This window comes from Streptomyces sp. NPDC057424 (assembly GCF_042803315.1).
Classification (GTDB): Bacteria; Actinomycetota; Actinomycetes; order Streptomycetales; family Streptomycetaceae; genus Streptomyces.
In genome coordinates this window covers 39,059-60,242 of sequence record NZ_JBHVCP010000039.1, presented here as the reverse complement: position 1 = coordinate 60,242, position 21,184 = coordinate 39,059, and the positions used below count along the sequence as shown (strand labels likewise).

The 21,184-nt window shown below is 72.5% G+C and carries 14 protein-coding genes; 5 read left to right on the top strand and 9 right to left on the bottom strand.

Features of this window, described 5'->3' with window-relative positions; translation table 11 throughout:
* The first annotated feature begins 188 nt into the window (after positions 1 to 188).
* Entirely contained in the window at positions 189 to 1,211 is a 1,023-nt protein-coding gene (locus ACFU3E_RS26735; RefSeq protein ID WP_384163239.1) for a LacI family DNA-binding transcriptional regulator, read from the top strand.
* A 36-nt stretch (positions 1,212 to 1,247) separates the two neighbouring features.
* On the opposite strand, the gene ACFU3E_RS26730 is transcribed toward ACFU3E_RS26735, so the two are convergent.
* Positions 1,248 to 3,674: a SpoIIE family protein phosphatase gene (locus ACFU3E_RS26730; protein WP_384163236.1), complete on the bottom strand. Its 2,427-nt coding sequence runs from the start codon at positions 3,672 to 3,674 to the stop codon at positions 1,248 to 1,250.
* 171 nt (positions 3,675 to 3,845) lie between these two features.
* On the opposite strand from ACFU3E_RS26730, the gene ACFU3E_RS26725 reads away from it, so the two are divergent.
* Positions 3,846 to 5,306 (top strand): aldehyde dehydrogenase family protein, encoded by a 1,461-nt coding sequence (locus tag ACFU3E_RS26725; RefSeq protein ID WP_384163233.1) that lies wholly within the window; start codon positions 3,846 to 3,848, stop codon positions 5,304 to 5,306.
* Between the two features lie 96 nt (positions 5,307 to 5,402).
* On the opposite strand, the gene ACFU3E_RS26720 is transcribed toward ACFU3E_RS26725, so the two are convergent.
* Together ACFU3E_RS26720 and ACFU3E_RS26715 are read right to left on the bottom strand one after the other, a co-directional pair.
* Positions 5,403 to 6,284: a diacylglycerol/lipid kinase family protein gene (locus tag ACFU3E_RS26720; protein ID WP_384163230.1), complete on the bottom strand. Its 882-nt coding sequence runs from the start codon at positions 6,282 to 6,284 to the stop codon at positions 5,403 to 5,405.
* Positions 6,285 to 6,368: 84 nt separating this feature from the next.
* Positions 6,369 to 7,967: an FAD-binding oxidoreductase gene (locus tag ACFU3E_RS26715; protein WP_384163227.1), complete on the bottom strand. Its 1,599-nt coding sequence runs from the start codon at positions 7,965 to 7,967 to the stop codon at positions 6,369 to 6,371.
* 65 nt (positions 7,968 to 8,032) lie between these two features.
* Between ACFU3E_RS26715 and ACFU3E_RS26710 the strand changes: the two genes are divergently transcribed.
* Together ACFU3E_RS26710 and ACFU3E_RS26705 are read left to right on the top strand one after the other, a co-directional pair.
* Positions 8,033 to 8,650 (top strand): TetR/AcrR family transcriptional regulator, encoded by a 618-nt coding sequence (locus ACFU3E_RS26710; protein ID WP_384163223.1) that lies wholly within the window; start codon positions 8,033 to 8,035, stop codon positions 8,648 to 8,650.
* The gene (locus ACFU3E_RS26705; RefSeq protein WP_384163220.1) at positions 8,647 to 10,230 is read left to right on the top strand and encodes a glycerol-3-phosphate dehydrogenase/oxidase; all 1,584 of its coding nucleotides are present in this window, start codon (positions 8,647 to 8,649) and stop codon (positions 10,228 to 10,230) included. Before ACFU3E_RS26710 ends, ACFU3E_RS26705 begins: the two co-directional genes overlap by 4 nt.
* A gap of 100 nt (positions 10,231 to 10,330) precedes the next feature.
* On the opposite strand, the gene ACFU3E_RS26700 is transcribed toward ACFU3E_RS26705, so the two are convergent.
* Positions 10,331 to 11,866 (bottom strand): fused MFS/spermidine synthase, encoded by a 1,536-nt coding sequence (locus tag ACFU3E_RS26700; protein WP_384163216.1) that lies wholly within the window; start codon positions 11,864 to 11,866, stop codon positions 10,331 to 10,333.
* Positions 11,867 to 12,098: 232 nt separating this feature from the next.
* A complete protein-coding gene (locus ACFU3E_RS26695) occupies positions 12,099 to 12,605 on the bottom strand; it encodes a hypothetical protein (RefSeq protein WP_384163213.1) in 507 nt (168 codons plus the stop codon).
* Between the two features lie 1,162 nt (positions 12,606 to 13,767).
* Between ACFU3E_RS26695 and ppdK the strand changes: the two genes are divergently transcribed.
* Positions 13,768 to 16,443: a pyruvate, phosphate dikinase gene (gene ppdK, locus ACFU3E_RS26690; RefSeq protein ID WP_384163210.1), complete on the top strand. Its 2,676-nt coding sequence runs from the start codon at positions 13,768 to 13,770 to the stop codon at positions 16,441 to 16,443.
* Positions 16,444 to 16,643: 200 nt separating this feature from the next.
* Here ppdK and ACFU3E_RS26685 read toward each other — a convergent pair whose 3' ends face one another.
* The 4 genes from ACFU3E_RS26685 to ACFU3E_RS26670 form a co-directional block, all read right to left on the bottom strand.
* A complete protein-coding gene (locus tag ACFU3E_RS26685) occupies positions 16,644 to 17,507 on the bottom strand; it encodes a universal stress protein (RefSeq protein ID WP_384163278.1) in 864 nt (287 codons plus the stop codon).
* A 5-nt stretch (positions 17,508 to 17,512) separates the two neighbouring features.
* On the bottom strand, positions 17,513 to 18,535 hold the full coding sequence (locus ACFU3E_RS26680) for a zinc-dependent alcohol dehydrogenase (RefSeq protein WP_384163207.1): 1,023 nt from the start codon (positions 18,533 to 18,535) through the stop codon (positions 17,513 to 17,515).
* A 26-nt stretch (positions 18,536 to 18,561) separates the two neighbouring features.
* Positions 18,562 to 19,467 (bottom strand): universal stress protein, encoded by a 906-nt coding sequence (locus tag ACFU3E_RS26675; RefSeq protein WP_384163204.1) that lies wholly within the window; start codon positions 19,465 to 19,467, stop codon positions 18,562 to 18,564.
* Between the two features lie 803 nt (positions 19,468 to 20,270).
* The gene (locus tag ACFU3E_RS26670; protein ID WP_384163201.1) at positions 20,271 to 21,182 is read right to left on the bottom strand and encodes a universal stress protein; all 912 of its coding nucleotides are present in this window, start codon (positions 21,180 to 21,182) and stop codon (positions 20,271 to 20,273) included.
* Between the last annotated feature and the right edge of the window lie 2 nt (positions 21,183 to 21,184).

Here is a 21,184-nt window from a genome sequence, read left to right as displayed (position 1 = left end):
GCGGGAGTTCCGCGAAAAGGACGGCCGCACGCTGATTCTCCAGCGCCAATCACGACAGAACTCGAACCGCCTGCCCCTCGCGAACGAACGCCGCGCCTTCTCGGCCGATACAGCATGAGCCATACGCATAATCCTCATGCCCGGTTCTTTCGGCCCGTAAGATCGGTAACCTCGTGGGGGAGGTGGTCATGGGCAGGCGACGCCCCGGCACGCCGACGCTGGAAGAGGTGGCCGCTCGCGCCGGGGTGGGGCGGGGCACGGTCTCACGCGTCATCAACAACGCGGCGGGCGTGAAGGATTCGACACGGCACGCCGTGCAGCGCGCCATCGAGGAACTGGGGTACGTCCCGAATCTCGCGGCCCGCTCCCTGGCCGGACGGGGAACCGATGCCGTCGCTCTCGTTCTGACAGAGCCCGACTGGAGACTCTTCGCGGAGCCGTTCTTCTCGGAGATCGTGGGCTCGCTCGGGGACGCGCTGGCGGACACCGGGATGCAGATGATGCTGACCCTGGTCCGCTCGGACGCCGAGCGGCAGCGCTTCCTGGAGTACGCACGAGGCGGCAGGGTCGACGGAGTCCTGCTGATGTCCGTGCATGCGGGGGATCCGCTGCCGGACATGCTCGCCGAGGCACGGTTGCCGACCGTGATGCTGGGGCGCCGGTCGGGCGACGAGTACGTCAGCTACGTGGACGCGGACAACGTCGGCGGTGCGCGCAGTGCCGTCTCCCACCTGCTGGCGCGGGGCCGCAGGTCCATCGCCACCATCACGGGCCCGCTGGACATGTACGCCGCCCAGTGCCGGCTGCGCGGCTACCAGGACGCACTGGAGCTGGCGGGCTTGAAGAGCCTCCAATCCATGGTCGCCGAGGGGGACTTCACGGAGGACAGCGGACGCCGCGCCATGACCGAACTGCTCGAACGGCACCCGGAGATCGACGGCGTCCTCGCCGCGTCGGACACCACGGCGGCGGGGGCACTCCGGACGCTCCGTGTCGCGGGACGGCGAGTGCCCGAGGACGTCGCCGTGATCGGCTTCGACGACTTCCCGCTGGCCCAGCGCACCGAACCGCCCCTGACCACAGTGCGCCAGCCGCTGGAGGAGATCGGCCGGGCCATGATCCGGGTCCTGCTGGAGGATATGGAAGAGCCGTCCATGGCCTGGCGCCACGTCATCCTCCGTACCGAGCTCGTGGTCCGCGCATCGTCCTGACGAGCCGTTGCGGACCACGTGCGCAGTGGTTGCTCCTCAGCCGGCAGGCAGTGACTGCTCCGCCCAGATGATCTTGCCGTTGGAGAACTGACGGGTCCCCCAGCCCTGGGTGAGCTGGGCGACGAGGAGCAACCCGCGTCCGCCTTCGTCGAAGGTACGGGCCCGGCGCAGGTGGGGTGCGGTCGTGCCGCCGTCGGAGACTTCGCAGATGAGCGTGCGGTCGTAGATCAGTCTGAGCTCGATGGGAGGCCGGCCGTACCGGATGGCGTTGGTCACCAGTTCGCTGACGACGAGCTCGGTGACGAACGAGGCATCGTCCAGGGCCCACTCGGACAGTTGCCGGCAGGCTGCCTTGCGCATCTCGGCGACCGCGGCGGGGTCCGGCGACACCGGCCAGGTCGCCACGCGGGAAGCGCCGAGGGCCCGCGTGCTCGCTACGAGGAGCGCCACATCGTCGGAGGGGCGGTCCATGAGCAGGGTGCGCAGCAGGGCGTCACAGGTGGCCTCCAGATCATGAGCCGGTCGCCGCAGCACCTCGCGCATGGCGGCGATCCCTTCGTCGATGTCACGGCCGCGGGACTGCAGGAGCCCGTCCGTGTAGAGGACGAGCAGGCTGCCCTCGGCCAGCTCCAGCTCGGTCGACTCGAAGGGCAGGCCCCCCAGGCCGAGGGGAGGCCCCGCGGGCACCTCGAGGAACTCGACGGTGCCGTCGGGTGTCACAAGGGCGGGCATGGGGTGGCCGGCGCGGGCGATCGTGCAGTGGCGGGAGACCGGGTCGTAGACGGCGTACAGACAGGTGGCGACGATGTCGCCGTCGAGCAGGGCCATGGTGTCTCCCCCGCCGGCCAAGCGGCTGACCAGGTCGTCGAGGTGGGTCAGCAACTCGTCGGGGGGCAGGTCGACATCCGCCAGCGTCCGTACGGCGGTGCGCAGCCGCCCCATGGTCGCCGAGGCCTGGATGCCGTGGCCCACCACGTCACCGACGACCAGAGCGACCCGGGCACCGGAGAGCGGTATGACGTCGAACCAGTCGCCGCCCACACCGGCCCGGGCGCTGGCGGGCAGATAGCGGGAGGCGACATGCAGGGCCGCCTGCTCGGGGAGCCGTTGTGGCAGCAGGCTGTTCTGCAGCGCGAGGGAGGTGTCGCGCTCGCGGGTGTAGCGCCGGGCGTTGTCGATGCACACGGCGGCGCGGGCGGTGATTTCCTGGCCCAGCAGCAGATCGTCCTGCTCGAAGCGCTTGGGTCGTTGATGGCGGGAGAACGTGGCCACTCCCAAGGTGAGCCCACGCGCGCGCATCGGCACCGCCAGCACCGAGTGGAATCCGAACTGCCGCATCCGTTCGGCTCGTTGCGGGGCGGTCCGGTCCAGATCCTCCAGGATGGCGGGCGTGACGTGCTCGATGACCGGCCGGCCCGCGGCCAGGCAGTGCGCCGCGGGGGAACGCTCCGGGTAGGTCGCCACCGTCCCGTGCGGCACCACGGCTTCGGGGCAGCCCTCCAGTACCGACTGAGAGGCGACCCGGCGCAACATCACCGGCCCGTGCGGAGGGCCCTGCGGCGGGTCCTCGCCCCCTTCGATCGACGGCAGGAGATCGACCGTGACGAAGTCCGCGAACCGCGGGACGGCCACGTCGGCGAGTTCCTGAGCGGTACGGGGCAGGTCCAGGGTTCTGCCGATCCGCAGGCTGGCGTCGTCGACCAGGACCAGTCGCTGCCGTGCGAGGTACTGCTCCGTCACGTCGTGCGCCGACAGCAGGACGCCGTCGACTCGCCCGCCCGAGTCCCGCACGGGAACGAGGGACACCGACCACACGCTCTCCCGCTCGTGCCCGGCGAGGTGCAGTGCGGCTCCGAGCTCCTGGGGATGACCGGTCCGCAGTGCGGTTCGCATGCCCTCCTCGGTCCGCTCGCCCTCCGGGTCGAGGACGATCTCCGTCACCCGTAGACCGCGCATCTCCTCCTCGGACAAGCCCATCACACGTTCCATGTCCGCGTTCGCCCAGCGCAACCGCAGTCCGGTGTCGTACAGGGCCATGCTGGAGGGAGCCTGCGCGAACCCTCGCCGCACGAACGCATCGTCGTCAGGCGTCGGTGCCGGCCGGGTCACCGGTGACACCAGAAGCCAGTCGTCACCTCCGTCGCGCTCCCGGCGATGGGCCAGCAGTCCCACGGTGAGCCGGTGACCGTCCCGGTGCAGCAGCGTGGCAGTCCCGCTCCACCTTCGCAGGCCGCTCGGCAAGTCCGGCACGTGCGTGTGCGCGGCGTCCGCGAGAAGCCGGGCCCCGTTCTTGCCCATCACTTCGGAGGCCCGGTATCCGAGCAGCCGCCGGGCTCCCTCGTTCCACGCGGTCACGGCACCGTGCCCATCGACGACAGCCCTGGCCGTGGCCGCCTCGTCGACACGTTCCCGCGGCCCATCGGCCGACGGGCCCTCGTCCCGGGCGGACGCGGATCCGCTCATGACTTCATCCCGCCTCCTCCCGCCCTGGGGCCGTCTGCCGGGGAGCGCCCTGAAGCCGAGGTGCGCCGCGCCATCATTTTTTACGACACTAGACATCAAGCGTGACAGATGTACGCGAACAGGTCCTCATGGCAGGACGACGGCATCGCTCCCGGACGGAGGGTGGCACCCATGGCTGTCATCGGCGAGAGGTGGCCGGACGAGGCCGAGTGGGCCGGCAGGATCTACAGCTCGGGCTGGCGCGAGTCCGAGGGCGGCACCCGTCAGGTGATCGAACCCGCTACGGGGGACGCGCTGGCCGTCATCGGCATCGCCTCCCCCGCGGACGTTGCCCGGGCCGGCGCACGGGCCGCTCAGGCCGCCGGGGACTGGGCCGCGGCAGCTCCTTCCGATCGTGCCGAGGTCCTGCTGAAGGCGTCCGGAGCGCTGCGTGAACACAGCGAGACGTTCCGCGGCTGGATCGTCCGTGAGTCGGCCGGTGTGCCCGCCAAGGGCGACTACGAGATCGTCGCCGCCCTCGCCCAGCTGACACACGCCGTCGGACTCGCCTCCTTGCCTCGGGGTGAGGTGCTGGCCCCGCAGGCCCCCGGGGGGACGAGTCTGGCGTGGCGGGTGCCCCTCGGCGTCGTCGGTGTCATCAATCCCTGGAACGCGCCGCTCCTGTTCGCGATGCGCGCGCTGGCGCCCGCCCTCGCGCTGGGCAACGCCGTGCTGCTCAAACCCGACCCGCTCACCCCGGTGTCCGGGGGTGTCCTCGTCGCCCGGCTTTTCGAGGACGCCGGACTGCCCGACGGGGTGCTGCACGTCCTGCCGGGCGGCGCTGAGACCGGGCGGGCGGTCGCGGCGGACCCCCATGTCGCCATGATCGCGTTCACCGGTTCCACCGAGGCCGGACGCGCTGTGGCCCGGGTGGCGGGTGAAGGGCTGAAGCGGGTCCTGCTCGAGCTCGGCGGCAAGAACTCGCTGGTCGTGCTCGAGGACGCGGACGTGGAGGCGGCCGCCCTGGCAGGAGCCGTGAGCACCTTCGGATACCAGGGACAGGCGTGTGTCGCAGCAGGCCGCCATCTGGTCCACACCGACCTGGTCGAGGCCTACACCGACGCGCTGGTCGGGCACGCGCGGTCCATGCGCGTCGGCGATCCCGGTGAGCAGGGCGTCAGTGTCGGCCCGATCATCAGTGAGGGGCAGGCCACCAGGATCGAGCGCATCGTCGACGAGAGCGTGGCCGCCGGGGCGCGAGTGCTCACGGGCGGCCGGCGCGACGGACTCTTCTACCCGCCCACCGTCCTGGACCACGTCGACCGGGCCATGCCGGTGTTCACCGAGGAGATCTTCGGTCCCGTCGCCCCCGTCATCTCCTTCGACCGCGAGGCGGAGGCCGTCGAGATCGCCAACGACACCGCATACGGCCTGACGGCTGCCGTGCACTCCGGCTCCGTGCTCAGGGCGACCGCTGTCGCCGAGCAGCTGCGTACCGGCATGGTCCACATCAACGGCGTCTCCGCCAAGGACGCCGCGAACGCCCCCTTCGGAGGTATGGGCAATTCCGGCAACGGCTCCCGCATCGGCGGCACAGCCAGCCTGGAACAGTTCACCCAGTGGCGCTGGATGACGGCACCGGGGCCGGTGTGACATCGGGCGTGACCCGCCGCCTCGTTTCTGCTGGGTCCCCTACGGTGGCGCAGCCGTTCGCCGGCTCCCCGAGCAGCTTCATCGGCTTGCCCCGCCTCAGCACAGGACTCGCAGTGCGCCGGGCAGCACCCGGGCCGTGACCGGGAGGACGGCCTCGACTTCGCCGTCCGCGCCGTAGGGGAGGTCCCTGTCGGCCTCGATGCGTATCTCCCGGCCGCGCACGATCTGCACCTGGGGACGGTGGATGTGGGCGCCGGTGTCGAGTTCCTTCATCAGGGTGAAGAACAGCCGGCGTGGCGCGTCGCGGATCATCACGACGTCGAGGAGACCGTCGTCCAGCCGGGCCTCGGGGGCGATGCGGCGCGCGGAGCCGTAGGAGCTGGAGTTCGCGGCCACCACGGTGTAGCCGCTGTAGGTGTGGTGCTGACCGTCGACGGTGATCCGGTAGCGGACGGGACGCCAGGTGCTGATCGCGCGCAGGGCGCCGGCGGAGTAGGAGGCCGAACCGCGCAGCATCCGGGAGCGGTTGGCGTGGAGGTTGGCCAGCGCGTCCACCCCTGCGTAGACGCTGCCGAGCACGACGGTGCCGGCGTGGACGGACGAGGTGACCTCGATGGTGTCCACGGCACGCGGCGTGCCATGGAGCAGCACACGGGCCACGCCGTCAGAGTCGCCGGGCAGGCCCAGGGCCCGGGCGAAGTCGTTGCCGCGTCCGGCCGGGACCATGCCGAACAGTGCGCCGGTTCCGCTGAGGGCTCCGCCGATGCTTCCGGTGATTCCATCGCCACCGACGGCGAGCACCACCCGGCCTCGTTCCCCGGCGCGCCGGGCGAGTTCGCGGGCGTGGGCGAGGCTGCGACTGTACTCGGTCTCCAGCTCGGCGCCCGCCTCCCGCAGCAGACGGGCCACCTTCAGCAGCGCCGCAGCGCTGGTGGCTCCGCCCGCGGTGGGGTTGACGACGGCGGTGAACTGTCGCATCGATGTGCCTCCGGGCTGACGGGTGGTGCCGGGCTGTCGTCTGATGTGGTGGTGCGCGCGTTCCAGCAGGGAGTAGGGCTTTGTTCAGTCGGCCGGGAGCAGGACACCGGGGTTCAGGAGGCCGTCCGGGTCCAGCCGTCGCTTGACGGCTTGCAGCGCCGCGACACCGAGGTCTGTGGCCTCCCGTACGTACCACTCGCGGTGGTCGGTGCCGACCGCGTGGTGGTGGGTGATCGTGCCGCCCGCTGCGAGGATCGCCTCGTTCGCTGCGTGCTTGGCGCGCGTCCAGTGCGCCACCGGGTCCTCGCCCTGTGCCGAGACGACGGTGAAGTACAGCGAGGCGCCGTTCTCGTAGACGTGCGAGATGTGGCACATGACCAGCGGCGGGGTGCCGTTCGCGGTGAGCGTGGCGGTCAGCGCGTCGCGTACGGCGGCGTACAGGCCGGGCAGCCGCGACCAGTAGGCAGCGGTCTCCAGCGTCTCGGCGAACGCGCCCGCCTCGAGGAGCGAATCCCTCAGGTAGGGCGCCGAGTAGCGGGCGTGTGCCCAGCGCTCACCTGGTTCGTCACCCGCGAACTCGCCGCCGCAGTCGGTGAGTACGGCCGCCGCGGCCGCCCGGCGCTGCGCGGTGTCCTCCCCGGTGCCCTCGAAGCCGAGCACGGCGAGGCATCCCGCGCTCCGCTGCTCGACGGTGGAGCCGATGGCCTCGGGCTGGGCCAGGCCGATCAGTGTCTCCGTCTCGTCGGACAGCCTGAGGACGGTGGGGCGCGGACCGTCCTGGGCGAGCCGGCGCAGCGCGGCGGTGCCCTCGTCGAAGGAGGCGAAGCGCCACCCTTCGTAACGGCGCGTCTGGGGGACGGGGCGGATGCGGACGGTCACCGACGTGATGACACCGAAGGCGCCCTCCGAGCCGAGCAGCAGCTGCCGCAGATCGGGTCCGGCGGCCGAGCGGGGTGCCCGGCCGGTGTCGAGGGTGCCCTCGGGCGTGGCGAGGGTGAGGCCCAGGACCATCTCGTCGAAGCGTCCGTAGCCCGCGGAGGCCTGCCCGCTGGAGCGGGTCGCAGCGAAGCCGCCGATGGTGGCCCACTCGTAGGACTGGGGGAAGTGACCGAGGGTGAAACCGTGTTCGGCCAGGTGCGCCTCGGCCTCGGGTGCGCGCAGGCCGGGCTGCAGGGTGGCGGTCCGGGAGACGGGGTCGAGGTCGAGCATGCGGTTCATGTGCCGCAGGTCCAGGGCGATGAAGGGCGCCCGGCCGGACGGGGCGAGTCCGCCCACGACGGAGGTTCCGCCGCCGAACGGGACGAGGGCGAGGCGGTGTTCGGCACAGACGCGGAGGACGGCGAGCACCTCGTCGTGGCTCTGCGGAAGAGCGACTGCCGCCGGGGCGTCGGTGGTGTCGGCGGCGCGGATGCGCAGCAGGTCCGGGGTGGACTTGCCGCGGGTGTGCCGGATGCGGCTCTCCGTGTCCGTGCGGACGCTCTCCGCCCGGCCGCCGAGTGCGGCTTGCAGCGCGTGAAGGGCGGGGCTCTCCAGGGCCGGTGCGGAGATCCTGATCTCCTCCAGCCGGGCTGATGCCGCGGGCTGCGGCTTGACGCCGAGCCAGTCGCGCAGCAGCCCGGTGACGGTGTCGGGCAGTGGCGTCGCTCTGGCCGGGTCGCCCCAGCCGTTCCACAGCATGTCCATGCCTGTCGTCCTCACCGTCGGTCGGGGTTGCCGCTGGAGCGGCCCTGGGCGTTACACTGTTACACATGACGCCTAATCGTCACAACAGCTCGGCCCAGCAGAAGTCCTCCGACAGCGACGTGGTGCTCGACGCCGTCCGCGACTGCGTTCTCGCCGTCGGTGTCCGCCGGACGACCATGACCGACGTGGCCCGCCGCGCGGGCGTCTCACGGATGACGCTCTACCGGCGCTGGCCCGACGTCCGCTCCCTCGTCGGCGATCTCATGACGCGGGAGTGGATCGCCGTGGCGACCGGAGCCATGCCCGAGAGCCGGCCGGAGGTCGGCACGCGCCCGCCGCTGGTCGACGGCCTGGTCGCGGGGGTCAAGGCGTTCCGCGCCCACCCGCTCTTCCAGAAGATCGTCGACGTGGACCCCGAACTGCTCCTGCCCTACGTGCTGGACCGTCGCGGCGCGAGTCAGGAGGCCCTGCTGGAGCTGCTCGCCGGGGCACTGCGGGAGGGCCACGCGGACGGTTCGGTGCGCGAGGCCCCCGCTGAACTCCAGGCCCGGACCGTGCTGCTGATGCTGCAGTCCTTCGCCCTGTCCCTGCGCACCATGACCGACGAGGACGACGACGAGCTCACCACCGCGGCGTTTCTAGCCGAACTGCGCACCGTTCTGGAGAGGACCCTCACCCCATGAGCCAGACCACCGTCCCGGCCGGCGGGACCTCTCTGTCCGCCGCGCGACGGGCCCGCGAGCTGTCCGAGGCGACCGGCGGTCGCGTGGTGGACGTGCTGGTCGTCGGCCTCGGCGCGACCGGTGCGGGAGCGGCCCTGGACGCCGCCGCCCGTGGACTCGACGTCGTCGCCGTCGACGCCCACGACCTGGCGTTCGGCACCTCGCGCTGGAGCTCCAAACTGATCCACGGCGGGCTGCGCTACCTGGCCTCGGCGCAGTTCGACGTCGCCCACGAGAGCGCGGTCGAACGCGGCGTGCTGATGGAGCGTACGGCGCCTCACCTGGTGCGCGCCCAGCCGTTCGTCCTGCCCCTGACCGGACTCGTCTCGCCCGGGCAGGCCGCGCTGGCCTGGGCCGGTTTCCGGGCGGGCGACGCCCTGCGGCTGTCGGCCCGCACGGCTCGCGCCACGCTGCCCGCCCCGCGCCGTCTCTCCCCGGTCGAGACCCGGCACCTGGCCCCGGCGTTGCGCCACGGGGGGCTGCGCGGCGGGCTGCTGTCCTGGGACGGAAGGCTCACCGACGACGCCCGCCTGGTGACCGCCCTCGCCCGCACCGCCTCCGCGTGGGGCACCCGGGTACTGACCCGTGTCCGGGCGCTGGAACTCACCGCGTCCGGCGCCCGCATACGCGACGAACTCACCGGCGAGGAGGGCGAGATCCGAGCCCGTGCGGTGATCAACGCATCCGGTGTGTGGGCCGGCGAGCTCGTGGACGGCATCCGGATCCGGCCCTCCCGCGGCACCCACCTCGTCCTGCGCTCGCAGGACATCGGCCCGCTCCCCGCCGGTCTGCATGTCCCCATCCCCGGCGAGAGCAATCGATTCGTCCTCGTGCTGCCCCAGGACGACGGCCGCATCTACGTCGGACTCACCGACGAGCCCCTGGACGGGCCCGTCCCCGACGTCCCCGACGTGCCCGAGTCCGACATCGGCTTCCTGCTCGACGTCCTCGGCTCCGTACTGGACGTCCCCGTCCGGCGCGGCGACGTCGTCGGCGCGTTCGCCGGACTGCGCCCCCTGCTGGACACCACCCCCACCTCACATCCCGGTGCCGCCTCGCGCACGGCCGACATCTCCCGCCGGCACGCGGTACTGACCTCACCGGACGGGGTGGTCAGCGTGGTCGGCGGCAAGCTCACCACGTACCGCCGGATGGCCGAGGACGCCGTCGACGCCGCAGTCGACGCACGCGGCCTGGCCGCCGGCCCCTCACGCACCGCCACGCTCCCGCTGGTGGGCGCCGCAGCCCCCCGAACGCTCGCCGCGCTGCGTGCACCCCGCCGCCTCGTCCAGCGCTACGGCACGGAGGCACCGGCGGTGCATTCCCTGGCCGCGCAGGACCCGAGGCTGGGCGAGCCCGTCGTGCCGGGCCATCCCGTCACCGGCGCCGAACTTCTGTGGGCACTGCGCCACGAGGGCGCCCTGGACGAGGCCGACCTGCTCGACCGGCGCACGCGTATCGGACTGGTCCCAGCGGACCGGGCCGAGGCGCTGGAGGCCGTACGCGGGCTGGTAGGCGAGGCCCTCGGCTCGGGGAGCTGAGACGCCGGGACCGGGCGTTGCCGGCTCTGCTCCCCCACATCGGCCGCCCCCTGCTTGGCCAGGGCCGTGCGGAAAGCGCCGGGGACGCGAACGTGGCGTGCTACCGGCCGCTCTGCGGACTGTACGGCTGCAGGAGTTGGTCCACGGGTGCGTGATCGTCGGTGAGGAGCTGGGCCGTGCCGGTCCAGGGGTCGAGGTCCTCGCCGGTGGTGACCTTCCAGCCGGTTCTCCGGACGTCCAGCTTCTTCTGGACCGCGCGGAGGTCGACCGGCCGGTCGGAAGCGAGCACCACCAGATTGCCGCCCTCGGGTTCGGCGGTCGGGTCCAGGCCGACATCGGCCGGTTCGCCGAGAAGGGCGACGTAGTCGAAGGTCTCACCGAGGGTGGCTACTTCGGCGCGTGCGAAGTCCATACCACCGTGATCGATGAGGTTGGCGACATACAGGCCCTCGTCGTTGAGCACCCGCCGTACATCGGCCATCGCTTCCACCGTGGTGAGGTGCCACGGCACACTGACGCCCCCGAAGGCGTCGCCGACGACGAGGTCACGACTGCCGGTGGCCAGCCGCCGCAGACCCAGCCTGCCGTCCTCGACACGTACGTCGACACCGGGCTGCGACCGCAGACCGAGTTGCTCGCGGTTGATGCCCACGACCCCGCCGTCGATCTCGGAGACGAGGCTGTGCGTTCCGGGCCGGGTGGCCGCGAGGTAACGGGGCAAGGTGAGCCCGCCGGCGCCCAGGTGGTGGGCGACCAGTGGTTCGCCGTGCGGGAAGGCGACGTCGACCGCCGACGCGATGGCGCGCACATACTCGAACTTCAGATGGGTCGGGTCGTCGATGTCGACGTAGGAGTGCCGCAGGCCGTCCAGAACGAGCGTGCGGCCGTTGGTCCCGTCCGTGTCCGCCACGACCCGAGCGCAGTGATACTTGGTCTCCACGTCGCAGCCCCCGGGCGCGACCGTGACGGCGAGGCCGCCGGCTACGACCATGAGAGTCAGGGCCGGGGCGCCGCTCCACCCACGCGTTCGCCACTCGACCCACGCCGAGCCTGCCACCAGCAGTGCTCCGAGGCCGAGCAGTATGCCGCTGACCGGCACCCTCGATACGAGGACGAAGCCCGTGAGCACGGTGCCGGCGATGGCGCCGACGGTGCCGACTCCTGACAGTCGGCCGACCACCGTACCGGTCTCCGCCAGGCTGGTGAGACGAAGCTTCGTCACGAACGGCGTCACCGCGGAGAGCAGCGCGCCCGGCACCAGGATGGTCAGCGACGCGATCACCAAGAGCACCGCCGGCGCCCACTCCGCAGTGCTGCGCAACACGGACGGGGTGAGCGCCACCGCCGCTCCGGACACTCCGAGCGCGGGACCGATGAGCCGGCGTGGATCGACCTGGTCCGCGATGTGCCCGCCCAGCCAGGAGCCGAAGGCGATAGCGGTGAGCGCGATGCCGATCACCAGGGTGCTGGTCTCGAGGGTCAGGCCGAGGTAGGGAGCGAGCAGTCGCAGGGCGACGATCTCGACCACCAGAACCGCTGCCGAGGACCCGAAGACCAGCATGGCGGCAGCACGGGGGCCCAGACCGGCACGGCCGGGCGTGCTCTCAGCGACAGGCGGCGAAGACGATCCGGTCACGGGCGACATTCTTGCATGCACGCCAGAGACCGAACGGCACCGTGCGAACACCATCCCGCCGCCCCTCGGCGTGACTTGCCGTCGATGCTTCGGCCGGATTCAGCCCTCGCCCGACCTGGCCGGTTCTGGGCGTGGTCCTCTTGAGCGCTCATCGCGTCCGTGCCCGTCGCGTCAGGGAACCGGCCGCGCGGCAAGGGCCCGGATGGTGGCACGGCCGAACCGAGGGTCTGATTCAGCCCGCCTCACGCCACCACGCGGGAGACACGCTGAGGCTCCGGACCTCACCCGCCTGCCCCTGGGCGAGTTCGTCCGCGCGGACGAAGATCCGGACGCCGGACTCGGGCACCCGGTAGCGGTGGATGTCCCCGGTCGCGCCGCCCTCGTCCGGCTCGGGTTCGACCGAGCGGCCGAGCCCGGCGATCGCGTCGGCCAGGTCCTCGAAGCGCGTCGATGGTGCGAATGCGCCGTACGCGCCGCGCAGGGCCGACGGTACGGACGACTCGGTGTCCCATCGCAGCCGGTGCACCGGCACGCTCACCCCGAAGCAGGGCCAGGCGCCGCCCTCCTGCTGGAACGACAGCTCCACCAGCCCGTAGTCCCGGCGCAGCAGGACCCCGTCCTCGGTATCGAGGAAGTCGGTGCCGAGCCTGGTCTCCCACTCGGCGGGCTGCGCGCCGATTCCCGCGCCCAGCACGTCGCCGCGCGTGGCGACGTGGGCGTAGAAGTCAAGGTCGGACATCTCCATCTTCTCCATCGCCTCGATCCGGGCCTGCGGTTCGGCTGTGCGGTGGTCGCTGAAGCGCCACAGCGGGTTGAGGCCCTTCTCTCATGGCCTCGGCCCCGGACTCGAAGAACTCCTCGGCGGCCTTCGTCACCCTGATCATGCCAGGGCCGCCGACGGAGATGCGTCAGGCCTCCGCGTGGGCCAGCCACACGTCAGGACCGAAGACTTCGTACCGGATGTGCCGGGCTCGGATGCCGGCCCGAAGGAGCTGGGAGCGCACCGCTCGCATGAGTCGTCTTCGATGTCCCGTGTCCGCGACGGGGGCCGCAGGTGCTGTGGGGCCCTGGAAGCGGGCCGAACGTCCGTGCGGCGAGGGTCGGGTGGCCGGTCCCCCGGTAGCCGGAGGGTGTACGCGAAGCCGAGCATCGGCGAGGAACTCATGGCAGCGGACGGTCGAGTCCCGTTTCCGAGAACTGCCCGCCTCAAGGTCATCGGTCGTCCGGGAGACGGACCTGACGCTCCGCCAGACCGCGGAGCAGGGAGGGGAGAGGTGGCGCACGTGGCTGCGCCGCAGGCGTCACGACGCGGGGTCGAAGGCCGGGAGCCGCGCCCCGTCCCGTGGCACCGATGCACGGATGCACGGATGCGCGACGGCACCGGCCCTCCCCACCCCGCGCGTGCCGGGCCTCCGCCGGGTCGGCACAGAAGGCAGGTGGCCGAAGAGCCTTCCCGCTTCCCGCCGGCCCGGTAGAGGCCCGGCACAGGAGGCGCGAGGCCCCCTCCTCCCCTCGGGACGTCGTTCGAGGCGCTTCCCGCCCTTCCTGTGGCCGACTCGAACAACGGCCCGGTAAGACGGATCCACCTCGTCCGACTCGGTACCACGCTCCCAGAGGGAGGCCCGGCACGACAGGGGCCGAACGGCCCGGACCAGTGCCCCACCGGCCCGGTGCGGCTGCGCGGCCGCGGCGATCACGGCCGTCCGGACCGCTCGGCGCCGGCCCGGCCGGCAGGCGACAGGCCGTCTCCCCACCTCAGGCCCACCAGCGGGGGATGCTCAGCTGCCGGGGCCGATCGGCCCACCGGCAGGGACCGCCGGCACCTGCCGCCCGCCCCCGCGGCGGCCGACGCTGGAACGGAAGGGACCCGAACCCCGGGAAGAGCTGAGGAGCGCGACGTCATGGTCCGTTACGTGTACGACTTCCATGAGGGCGGCCGTGACCTGGCCGGTCTGCTCGGCGGCAAGGGGGCGAACCTGGCCGAGATGACCCGGATGGGCCTGCCGGTCCCGCCCGGATTCATCGTCACCACCGAGGCCTGCCAGGCTTACCTGGCGACGGGTGCGGAGCCCGGGGGACTGTTCCGGGAGGTCTCCCGGCACCTGGCCGCCCTGGAGGAGTCCGCCGGCCGTCGCCTGGGACGGCCCGACGATCCGCTGCTGCTGTCCGTCCGCTCGGGGGCACGGTTCTCGATGCCCGGGATGATGGAGACCGTCCTCGACATCGGCCTCACCGACGAGTCCGTTCTGGGTCTGGCCAAGGTGTCGGGCAATGAGCGGTTCGCCTGGGACTCCTACCGCCGCCTCGTGCACATGTTCGGCAGTACGGTCATGGGCGTCGACTCCGCCCGGTTCGAGCAGGCCCTCACGCTGCTCAAGGGCCTGCGGGGCGTCCCGGACGATGTGCACCTGGACGCGGAGGACCTCGCCCAGCTGGTGGAGACGTACAAGAACCTGATCCTCGTCGAGACCGGCGACCACTTCCCGCAGTCCCCCGCGGAGCAGCTGCGCCGCGCGGTCCTGGCCGTCTTCCGGTCCTGGAACGGCGACCGGGCGCGGCTGTACCGGCGGCGCGAGCACATCCCGGACGACCTGGGCACCGCGGTCACCGTGCAGCGCATGGTCTTCGGCAACCTCGGCCCCGACTCCGGCAGCGGCGTGGCCTTCACCCGCGACCCCGCCACCGGGCGGCCCGGGCTGTACGGCGACTACCTGCCGAACGCCCAGGGCGAGGACGTCGTCGCCGGCATCCGCAACACCGTGCCCCTGGCCGAGCTGGAACGCCTCGACACACGTTCGTACCGCCGGCTGCTCACCCACATGCACACCCTGGAGAACCACTACCGGGACCTGTGCGACATCGAGTTCACCATCGAGCGCGGCACGCTGTGGATGCTGCAGACCCGGGTGGGCAAGCGGACCGCCGAGGCGGCGTTCGCCATCGCGGCCGCGCTGGTCGACGAAGAGCGCATCACGCCGCAGGAGGGGCTGTCCCGGGTGGGCGGGGAAGGGCTGGCGCGGCTGATGTTCCCGCGCTTCGACGCCTCCGCGACCGGTGATCCGCTCGCCCACGGTCTGCCCGCCTCGCCCGGTGCCGCGGTCGGCGCGGTGGTCTTCGACTCCGCCGCAGCGGTACGACGCTCCGCGGCCGGCGAGCAGGTGATCCTGGTACGCCAGGAGACCACGCCGGACGACCTGCCCGGCATGGTCGCCGCGCAGGCCGTGCTGACCAGCCGGGGCGGGAAGACCAGTCACGCGGCCGTGGTGGCCCGGGGCATGGGCAAGGTGTGCGTGTGCGGCGCCGAGGAACTGACCGTGGACATCGAGCGGCGGCGGTTCACCACCCACGACGGCACCGTCGTCGAGGAGGGCACGGTCGTCTCCGTGGACGGCTCCACCGGTGTCGTGTACCCGGGTGCGGCCCCGCTGGCCGACTCCGAGGTCATGCGGTACCTGGAGACCGGCGAGCACACCGCCGGCGTGGTGGACGCGGTGGCCGCCGCACTGCGGCAGGCCGACGGGATACGGCGGCTGGAGGTGCGGGCCAACGCCGACACCCCCGGGGACGCGGCACGTGCCCGCCGGTTCGGCGCGCAGGGCGTCGGCCTGTGCCGCACCGAGCACATGTTCCTCGGGGAACGCCGCAAGCTGGTCGAGGAGATGATCCTGGCCCGTGACGGCGCTGAACGCGAGCGGGCGCTGGCCACTCTCCTCCCGCTGCAGCGGGAGGACTTCATCGGCATCCTGGAGGCGATGGACGGCCTGCCCGTCACCATCCGTCTGCTGGATCCGCCGCTGCACGAGTTCCTGCCCGACCGCACGGAGCTCGCCGTACGAGTCGCCTCCGTCGGTCAGCCGGCCCCGCACGACGTCGAGTTGCTCGACGCTGTGAACCGCATGCACGAGGAGAACCCGATGCTCGGCCTGCGCGGTGTGCGCCTCGGTCTGGTCGTCCCCGGTCTGGTGGCCATGCAGGTGCGGGCCATCGCCGAAGCGGTCGTGGAACGCACCCGGGCCGGCGGCTCTCCCCGGGCGGAGATCATGGTCCCGCTGGTCGGCGCCGTGGAGGAACTCCGGATCGAACGCGCGGAGGTGCGGCGGGTGCTGGCGGAGGTGTCGGAGGAGTCCGGCGTCCCGCTCGACTGCCCGATCGGCACCATGATCGAGCTGCCCCGGGCCGCGCTCACGGCAGGCCGGATCGCCGAGGAGGCGGCGTTCTTCTCCTTCGGTACCAACGACCTCACCCAGACCACCTGGGGCTTCTCCCGCGACGACGTCGAGGCGGCCTTCTTCTCCGCCTACCTCGACAAGGGCATCTTCACCACCTCTCCGTTCGAGAGGATCGACCCCGAGGGCGTCGGCCGCCTGGTCCGCATCGCCGTCGCCGAGGGGCGAGCCGCCCGGCCGGGCCTGAAGATCGGCGTCTGCGGAGAGCACGGCGGTGATCCCGACTCCGTCCACTTCTTCCACGACGCGGGACTGGACTACGTCTCCTGCTCGCCGTTCCGCGTCCCGGTGGCCCGGCTGGAGGCCGGACGCGCGGCGCTGTCCGGGAGCGAGGAGAGCGACAGCCGGTGAGACCGGTACGGTCCCGGTCGCGTGGCCCGGCGGTCCTGGGGCCGGGACGGGTACTCGCACCAGGCTGGAGCCGCGGAACGATCACAGAGTGCGCAGCACATGCCGGTCACGGCTGATCGCCATGGTGTGCCGCGGCCTTCGCGAGCCTCACCTCGCCGCTGACGCCCCCCGGCTGCGCCGCACTGCCGGCCGGCTCGCTCTCACTCCGGGTCGGGTACGACCATCACCGGGCAGCCGGAGTGGTGCAGGACCGTGTGGGCCACCCGCCCGAGGCGGGGTCCGAGCTGCCCGGGTCGGCGTCGGCCGATGACCAGCAGGCCGGCCTCGTGCGAGGCGGCGAGCAGTACCCGCCGGGCGTGCCCTTCGGCGATGCGCCGGTGCACGGTCACGTCCGGTGGGGCGTCGGCGAGGGCGGCCTCCAGCTCCTTGGCGGCGCGTTCCTCGTACCCAGGCTCCGGCGAACCCGCGAGCAGCGGGTGATCGACCGTTTCGCGCGGGGGGCGCCGCCAGGTCCGTACGGCCTCCAGTACGACGTCGCGTCGCCGCGCCTCCTCGCAGGCGACGCGCACCGCCGCCGTGGGCGCGCCGGGCACGCCGACCACGATGCGGGCGTGCCTTCCGCCGGTGGCCCGGTTGTCGTGGTTGCCGCGGATCACGACGACCGGGCAGTGGGCGTGCGTGGCCACCGCCAGGCTGACCGAACCCAGCAGCGCGTCGGCGAGTCCGCTGCGCCCGCGGGTGCCCACGACGACGAGGGAGGCGCTGCGGCTCTCCCGCAGGAGGACGTACTCGGGTTCCTCCGGCACGACAGCGGTGGTGACCGGCAGATCCGCCTGGCGGCGCCGGGCACGGCTCATGGCGGCGCGGACGATGTCCTCGGCGGCCACCTGCCCGGACGGTCCGGCGAGGTCGGGCGCGAGCGCGGCTCCCTCGTACCTCTCCCCCTGGCAGGCGTGGACCACCCGGAGGGGCACCCCGTGCAGGGCGGCCTCGTCGGCGGCCCAGTCGAGGGCCCGCAGGCCCGGTTCGGAGCCGTCGACGCCGACGACCAGGGGCAGGTGCACGGTTCTCACTTTCCGGTTGTGAGGTCGAAGACGATCCGGGCCTTGACCTGGCCGTGCAGGACCTCGTCGATGCAGTCGTTGACCGCCGCGAGCGGCCGGGTCTCGCTGACGACCTTCGTCCGGCCGGCCGCGTGGAGCTGGAAGACCTCGGCGAGGTCCTGCCGGGTGCCGACGATGGAACCGATCACCGAGGTGCCGTTGAGTACCGTGTCGAAGATCGGGAGCCGGACTGTCCCGTGCGCCGGAAGGGCGACCATGACGAGCTTCCCGCCGCGCCGGAGGCCGGAGTTGACCGCTTCGAAGGCGGTCGGGTGCACGGCGAGGGCGAGGGCGATGTGGGCACCGCCGTGCCGCTTCAGCTCGACGCCGACGTCCTGGGTGCGGGCGTCGATGACGATGTCCGCCCCCAGTTCGCGGGCGAGCCGGAGCTTGTCGTCGGTGACGTCGATGGCGGCCACCCGCGCCCCGGCGATCTTCGCGTACTGCACCGCCAGGTGACCGAGTCCGCCCACGCCCGAGACGGCGACCAGCTGGGCGGGCCCGACGCCCGCGACCTTAAGCGCCTTGTACGTGGTGACGCCGGCGCAGGTCAGCGGGGCGGCATCGAGGGCGCTGACGCCGTCGGGCACGGGCTGGGCGAAGTCGGCCCGGGCGAGCATCTTCTCGGCGTACCCGCCGTCGCAGCCGTAGCCGGTGTTGACCTGGCTCTCGCACAGCGTCTCCCAGCCGGACAGGCAGTGCTCGCACCGCCCGCAGGCGCTGCCGAGCCAGGGCACGGCGACGCGCTGCCCGACCGCCAGGTGGGTCACGCCGTCGCCGAGCTTCTCGACGAGGCCGACCCCCTCGTGCCCGGGCACGAACGGCGGGGTGGGCTTCACGGGCCAGTCGCCGTGCGCGGCATGGATGTCGGTGTGGCACAGTCCGGACGTCTCGACCCGGATCCGGACCTGCCCGGGGCCCGGTTCGGGATCGGGGCGCTCCTCGATGACCAAGGGTGCCCCGAACTGCTGAACGACCGCTGCCTTCATGGCTCTCTCCTTCTGAACGGGCCGGCTCAGCCGTGGGCGACGACGGCGACGGGGGCGGTGGCGTGGTGCATGACCGCGTGGGCCACGGAACCGATGTGGACGCCGAACGGGCTGCGGCGGACGCGTCGGCCGACGACGACGAGGGAGGCGTCGTGGGAGGCGTCGACGAGGTGGTTGGCGGGGCTGCCGAGGCGCGAGATCTCGACGACCTCGACATCCGGGTACTTCTGACGCCAGGGCAGCAGCGCCTCGGTGAGCGCGGCGGCCCGCTCACGGGTGACGTCCTCGCGGGGGTCGACACCGGCCGCCAGGCTGTACACGTAGGAGGCCGGCGGGTTCCAGCCCTCAACGACGGTCAGCGGGGCCTGACGCAGCCGTGCCTCCTCGAAGGCGAAGCCGATCACGGACTCGTCGGGGCTGTCGGTGTCCATGCCCAGGACGACGGGCCGGAAGTCGGTCGCGGCGGAAGGGATGCCGACGGGGTCCTTCACGTGCTCGTCGGCGGCCTGCTCACCGGCACGGACCAGGATGACCGGCACCTCGGCCCGGGCGACCACCGACTGGCCGGCGGACCCGACCAGGAAGCCCGAGAGCCCACTCAGCGCGCGGGAGCCGAGAACCAGCAACTCCGCGTCGCGGGAGGCCTCCAGGAGGGCTTCGGCCACGGATCCCGTGCGCTGGACGAAGGCCACCTCGACGCCGGGGTGACGCAGCCTCAGCCCTTGGGCGGCTTCGCGGGGAACGCGCTCGGTCCAGTGCTGGTGGGTCTCGGCGCCGAGGACCGGGGCCTTGGCCATTCGCTCCGGCACGGGCAGCCACACATGGACCAGCCGCACTCCTGCACCCCGCAACGTCGCCTCGCGGGCGGCCCATTCGGCAGCGGCCCGGCTCTCCAGCGAGCCGTCCAGTCCTACGATGATCGTGCCGGGCATGTGCCCACCTCCTGTGTGGTGACTGCTCAGAGCGTCTCGTCCGCGGCCCTCCCCCGGCAGGGGCCGCTGGTCCCCGGTGAGGGCCGAACGGCCCTCCCGGCGGCCGGTGGGTGGGAGCGGGACCGCAGTCACGCCTGGACCCGGGGCGGGTGGATCAGGATGCGCGGTCTTCAACCTGCCGGTGGCGGCGGCCCGGTGCGGCCGGGAACCGGTGGCACGACTGCTTGTCCGCCCCGGCCGGCGGGACGGTGGCGAGCAGATCCGGCCTCCCGGGGCGGAGTTGGCTACGGCGGCCCACGCGAAGGGAACCTCGCTCAGCCTTCCGGGGCCACGGGACACACCCGTCTCGTCGGGCCTGGCTCCGGCGGCTCTTGGACCGCAGGGCTGTCTGGACCGGTCCCCCATGCAGGAGTTCGGGGCTCACCGGCATCCGGCCGTCCTGCCCGCACGTCCCTACCACGCATCCGGCGCTCGCGCTGGAGCGGATCCCCCTCGTGGCGACCGCGCACGACGTGCGGACGTCCCTCTTCCACCGGGCGCTGGAACGGCCCGATCTGCGCGGGGCCCTCGCCGGTCCGACGGGCCTCGGCGGAGCGGGCCGCACCCAGATGGTGATCCGGCTGGGCTACGTTCCCGAGAGCCCCGCTTCCCCTCGTCGCACCGCGCAGGTAGTCATGGGGGACAGCGCCTGGACCCGGCCGGCCCTCGTGCTGAGGCGTTTTCAGCGCGCTGTCCCTGAGGCCGGGTGGCCTCCCGCGCGGGGACGGTCTCCCCGGACTGCCCCTGGCTGGGCGCAGGGGCGGTCAGTTGTGCGAGATGACCGCCAGCGGGGCGACGGCGTGATGCAGCAGCGCCTGCGTCACCGGGCCGATGTGGGTGCCGAGCGGTGCTCGGCGGACCTGTCGGCCCACGACCACCAGGGCCGCTCCGCGCGAGGCGTCGATGAGGTGAGCACCCGCGCCCCCGACCGTCGCCTGCGCGTGCACCTCCACCGCGGGGAACTTCGCCTGCCACGGGCGCAGCACATCGGTCAGCTCGTGCCGGACCCGGTCAGCCGTCTCGGCGGTTACCCCGGGCATGAACTCGCCGCCGTAGTGGTAGGGCGGCAGCGTCCAGCCGTGGACGACCCGCAGGTCCGCCGCCCGCCGGGAGGCGGCGTCGAACGCGAACTCGATGACGGTGTCGCTGGGTTTGTGCAGGTCGAGGCCGAGGACGACCTCGCCGGGTGCGGCGGAGCCGGCAGCGGAGTCGTCGGCCAGGGGTTCCTCCCCCGTGCCCCCGTCGGCCCGCACGAGGACCACCGGACGTGCGCTCCAGGCCAGGACGGACAGGGCGACGGAGCCGATCAGGTACCCGGTGACCCTGCTCAGGCCACGTGATCCGAGGACCAGCAGCTCGGCGTCCTCGGCGGCCTTCAGCAGGGCCGGGACGGGCTGCCCGGGTATCTCGTCCGCGTGGATCCGCAGACCGGGGTGATGTCGGGCGACGCGCTCCCGCGCCTCGTCCAGAACGCGTCGCGCTTCCGCGCGCTGCTGGTCGGTCGGCGGCACCGGCACGGTGAGCCCGGCCTCAGGCGCGAAGGCCGAGGGCTGCCACTCCCAGGCGTTCACCAGACGCAGGGGCAGGTCACGCAGCAGTGCTTCGCGGGCGGCCCAGTCGGCAGCGGCCAGGCTCTCCGGCGAGCCGTCCAGTCCGACGGTGACGGTGCGGTGCATGT

Bases quoted from the DNA above. Each gene is read 5' to 3' on its own strand.
- ACFU3E_RS26735 (WP_384163239.1), top strand. From the start codon at position 189: ATGGGCAGGCGACGCCCCGGCACGCCGACGCTGGAAGAGGTGGCCGCT.
- ACFU3E_RS26730 (WP_384163236.1), bottom strand. From the start codon at position 3,674: ATGAGCGGATCCGCGTCCGCCCGGGACGAGGGCCCGTCGGCCGATGGG.
- ACFU3E_RS26725 (WP_384163233.1), top strand. From the start codon at position 3,846: ATGGCTGTCATCGGCGAGAGGTGGCCGGACGAGGCCGAGTGGGCCGGC.
- ACFU3E_RS26720 (WP_384163230.1), bottom strand. From the start codon at position 6,284: ATGCGACAGTTCACCGCCGTCGTCAACCCCACCGCGGGCGGAGCCACC.
- ACFU3E_RS26715 (WP_384163227.1), bottom strand. From the start codon at position 7,967: ATGGACATGCTGTGGAACGGCTGGGGCGACCCGGCCAGAGCGACGCCA.
- ACFU3E_RS26710 (WP_384163223.1), top strand. From the start codon at position 8,033: ATGACGCCTAATCGTCACAACAGCTCGGCCCAGCAGAAGTCCTCCGAC.
- ACFU3E_RS26705 (WP_384163220.1), top strand. From the start codon at position 8,647: ATGAGCCAGACCACCGTCCCGGCCGGCGGGACCTCTCTGTCCGCCGCG.
- ACFU3E_RS26695 (WP_384163213.1), bottom strand. From the start codon at position 12,605: ATGTCCGACCTTGACTTCTACGCCCACGTCGCCACGCGCGGCGACGTG.
- ppdK (WP_384163210.1), top strand. From the start codon at position 13,768: ATGGTCCGTTACGTGTACGACTTCCATGAGGGCGGCCGTGACCTGGCC.
- ACFU3E_RS26680 (WP_384163207.1), bottom strand. From the start codon at position 18,535: ATGAAGGCAGCGGTCGTTCAGCAGTTCGGGGCACCCTTGGTCATCGAG.
- ACFU3E_RS26675 (WP_384163204.1), bottom strand. From the start codon at position 19,467: ATGCCCGGCACGATCATCGTAGGACTGGACGGCTCGCTGGAGAGCCGG.
- ACFU3E_RS26670 (WP_384163201.1), bottom strand. From the start codon at position 21,182: ATGCACCGCACCGTCACCGTCGGACTGGACGGCTCGCCGGAGAGCCTG.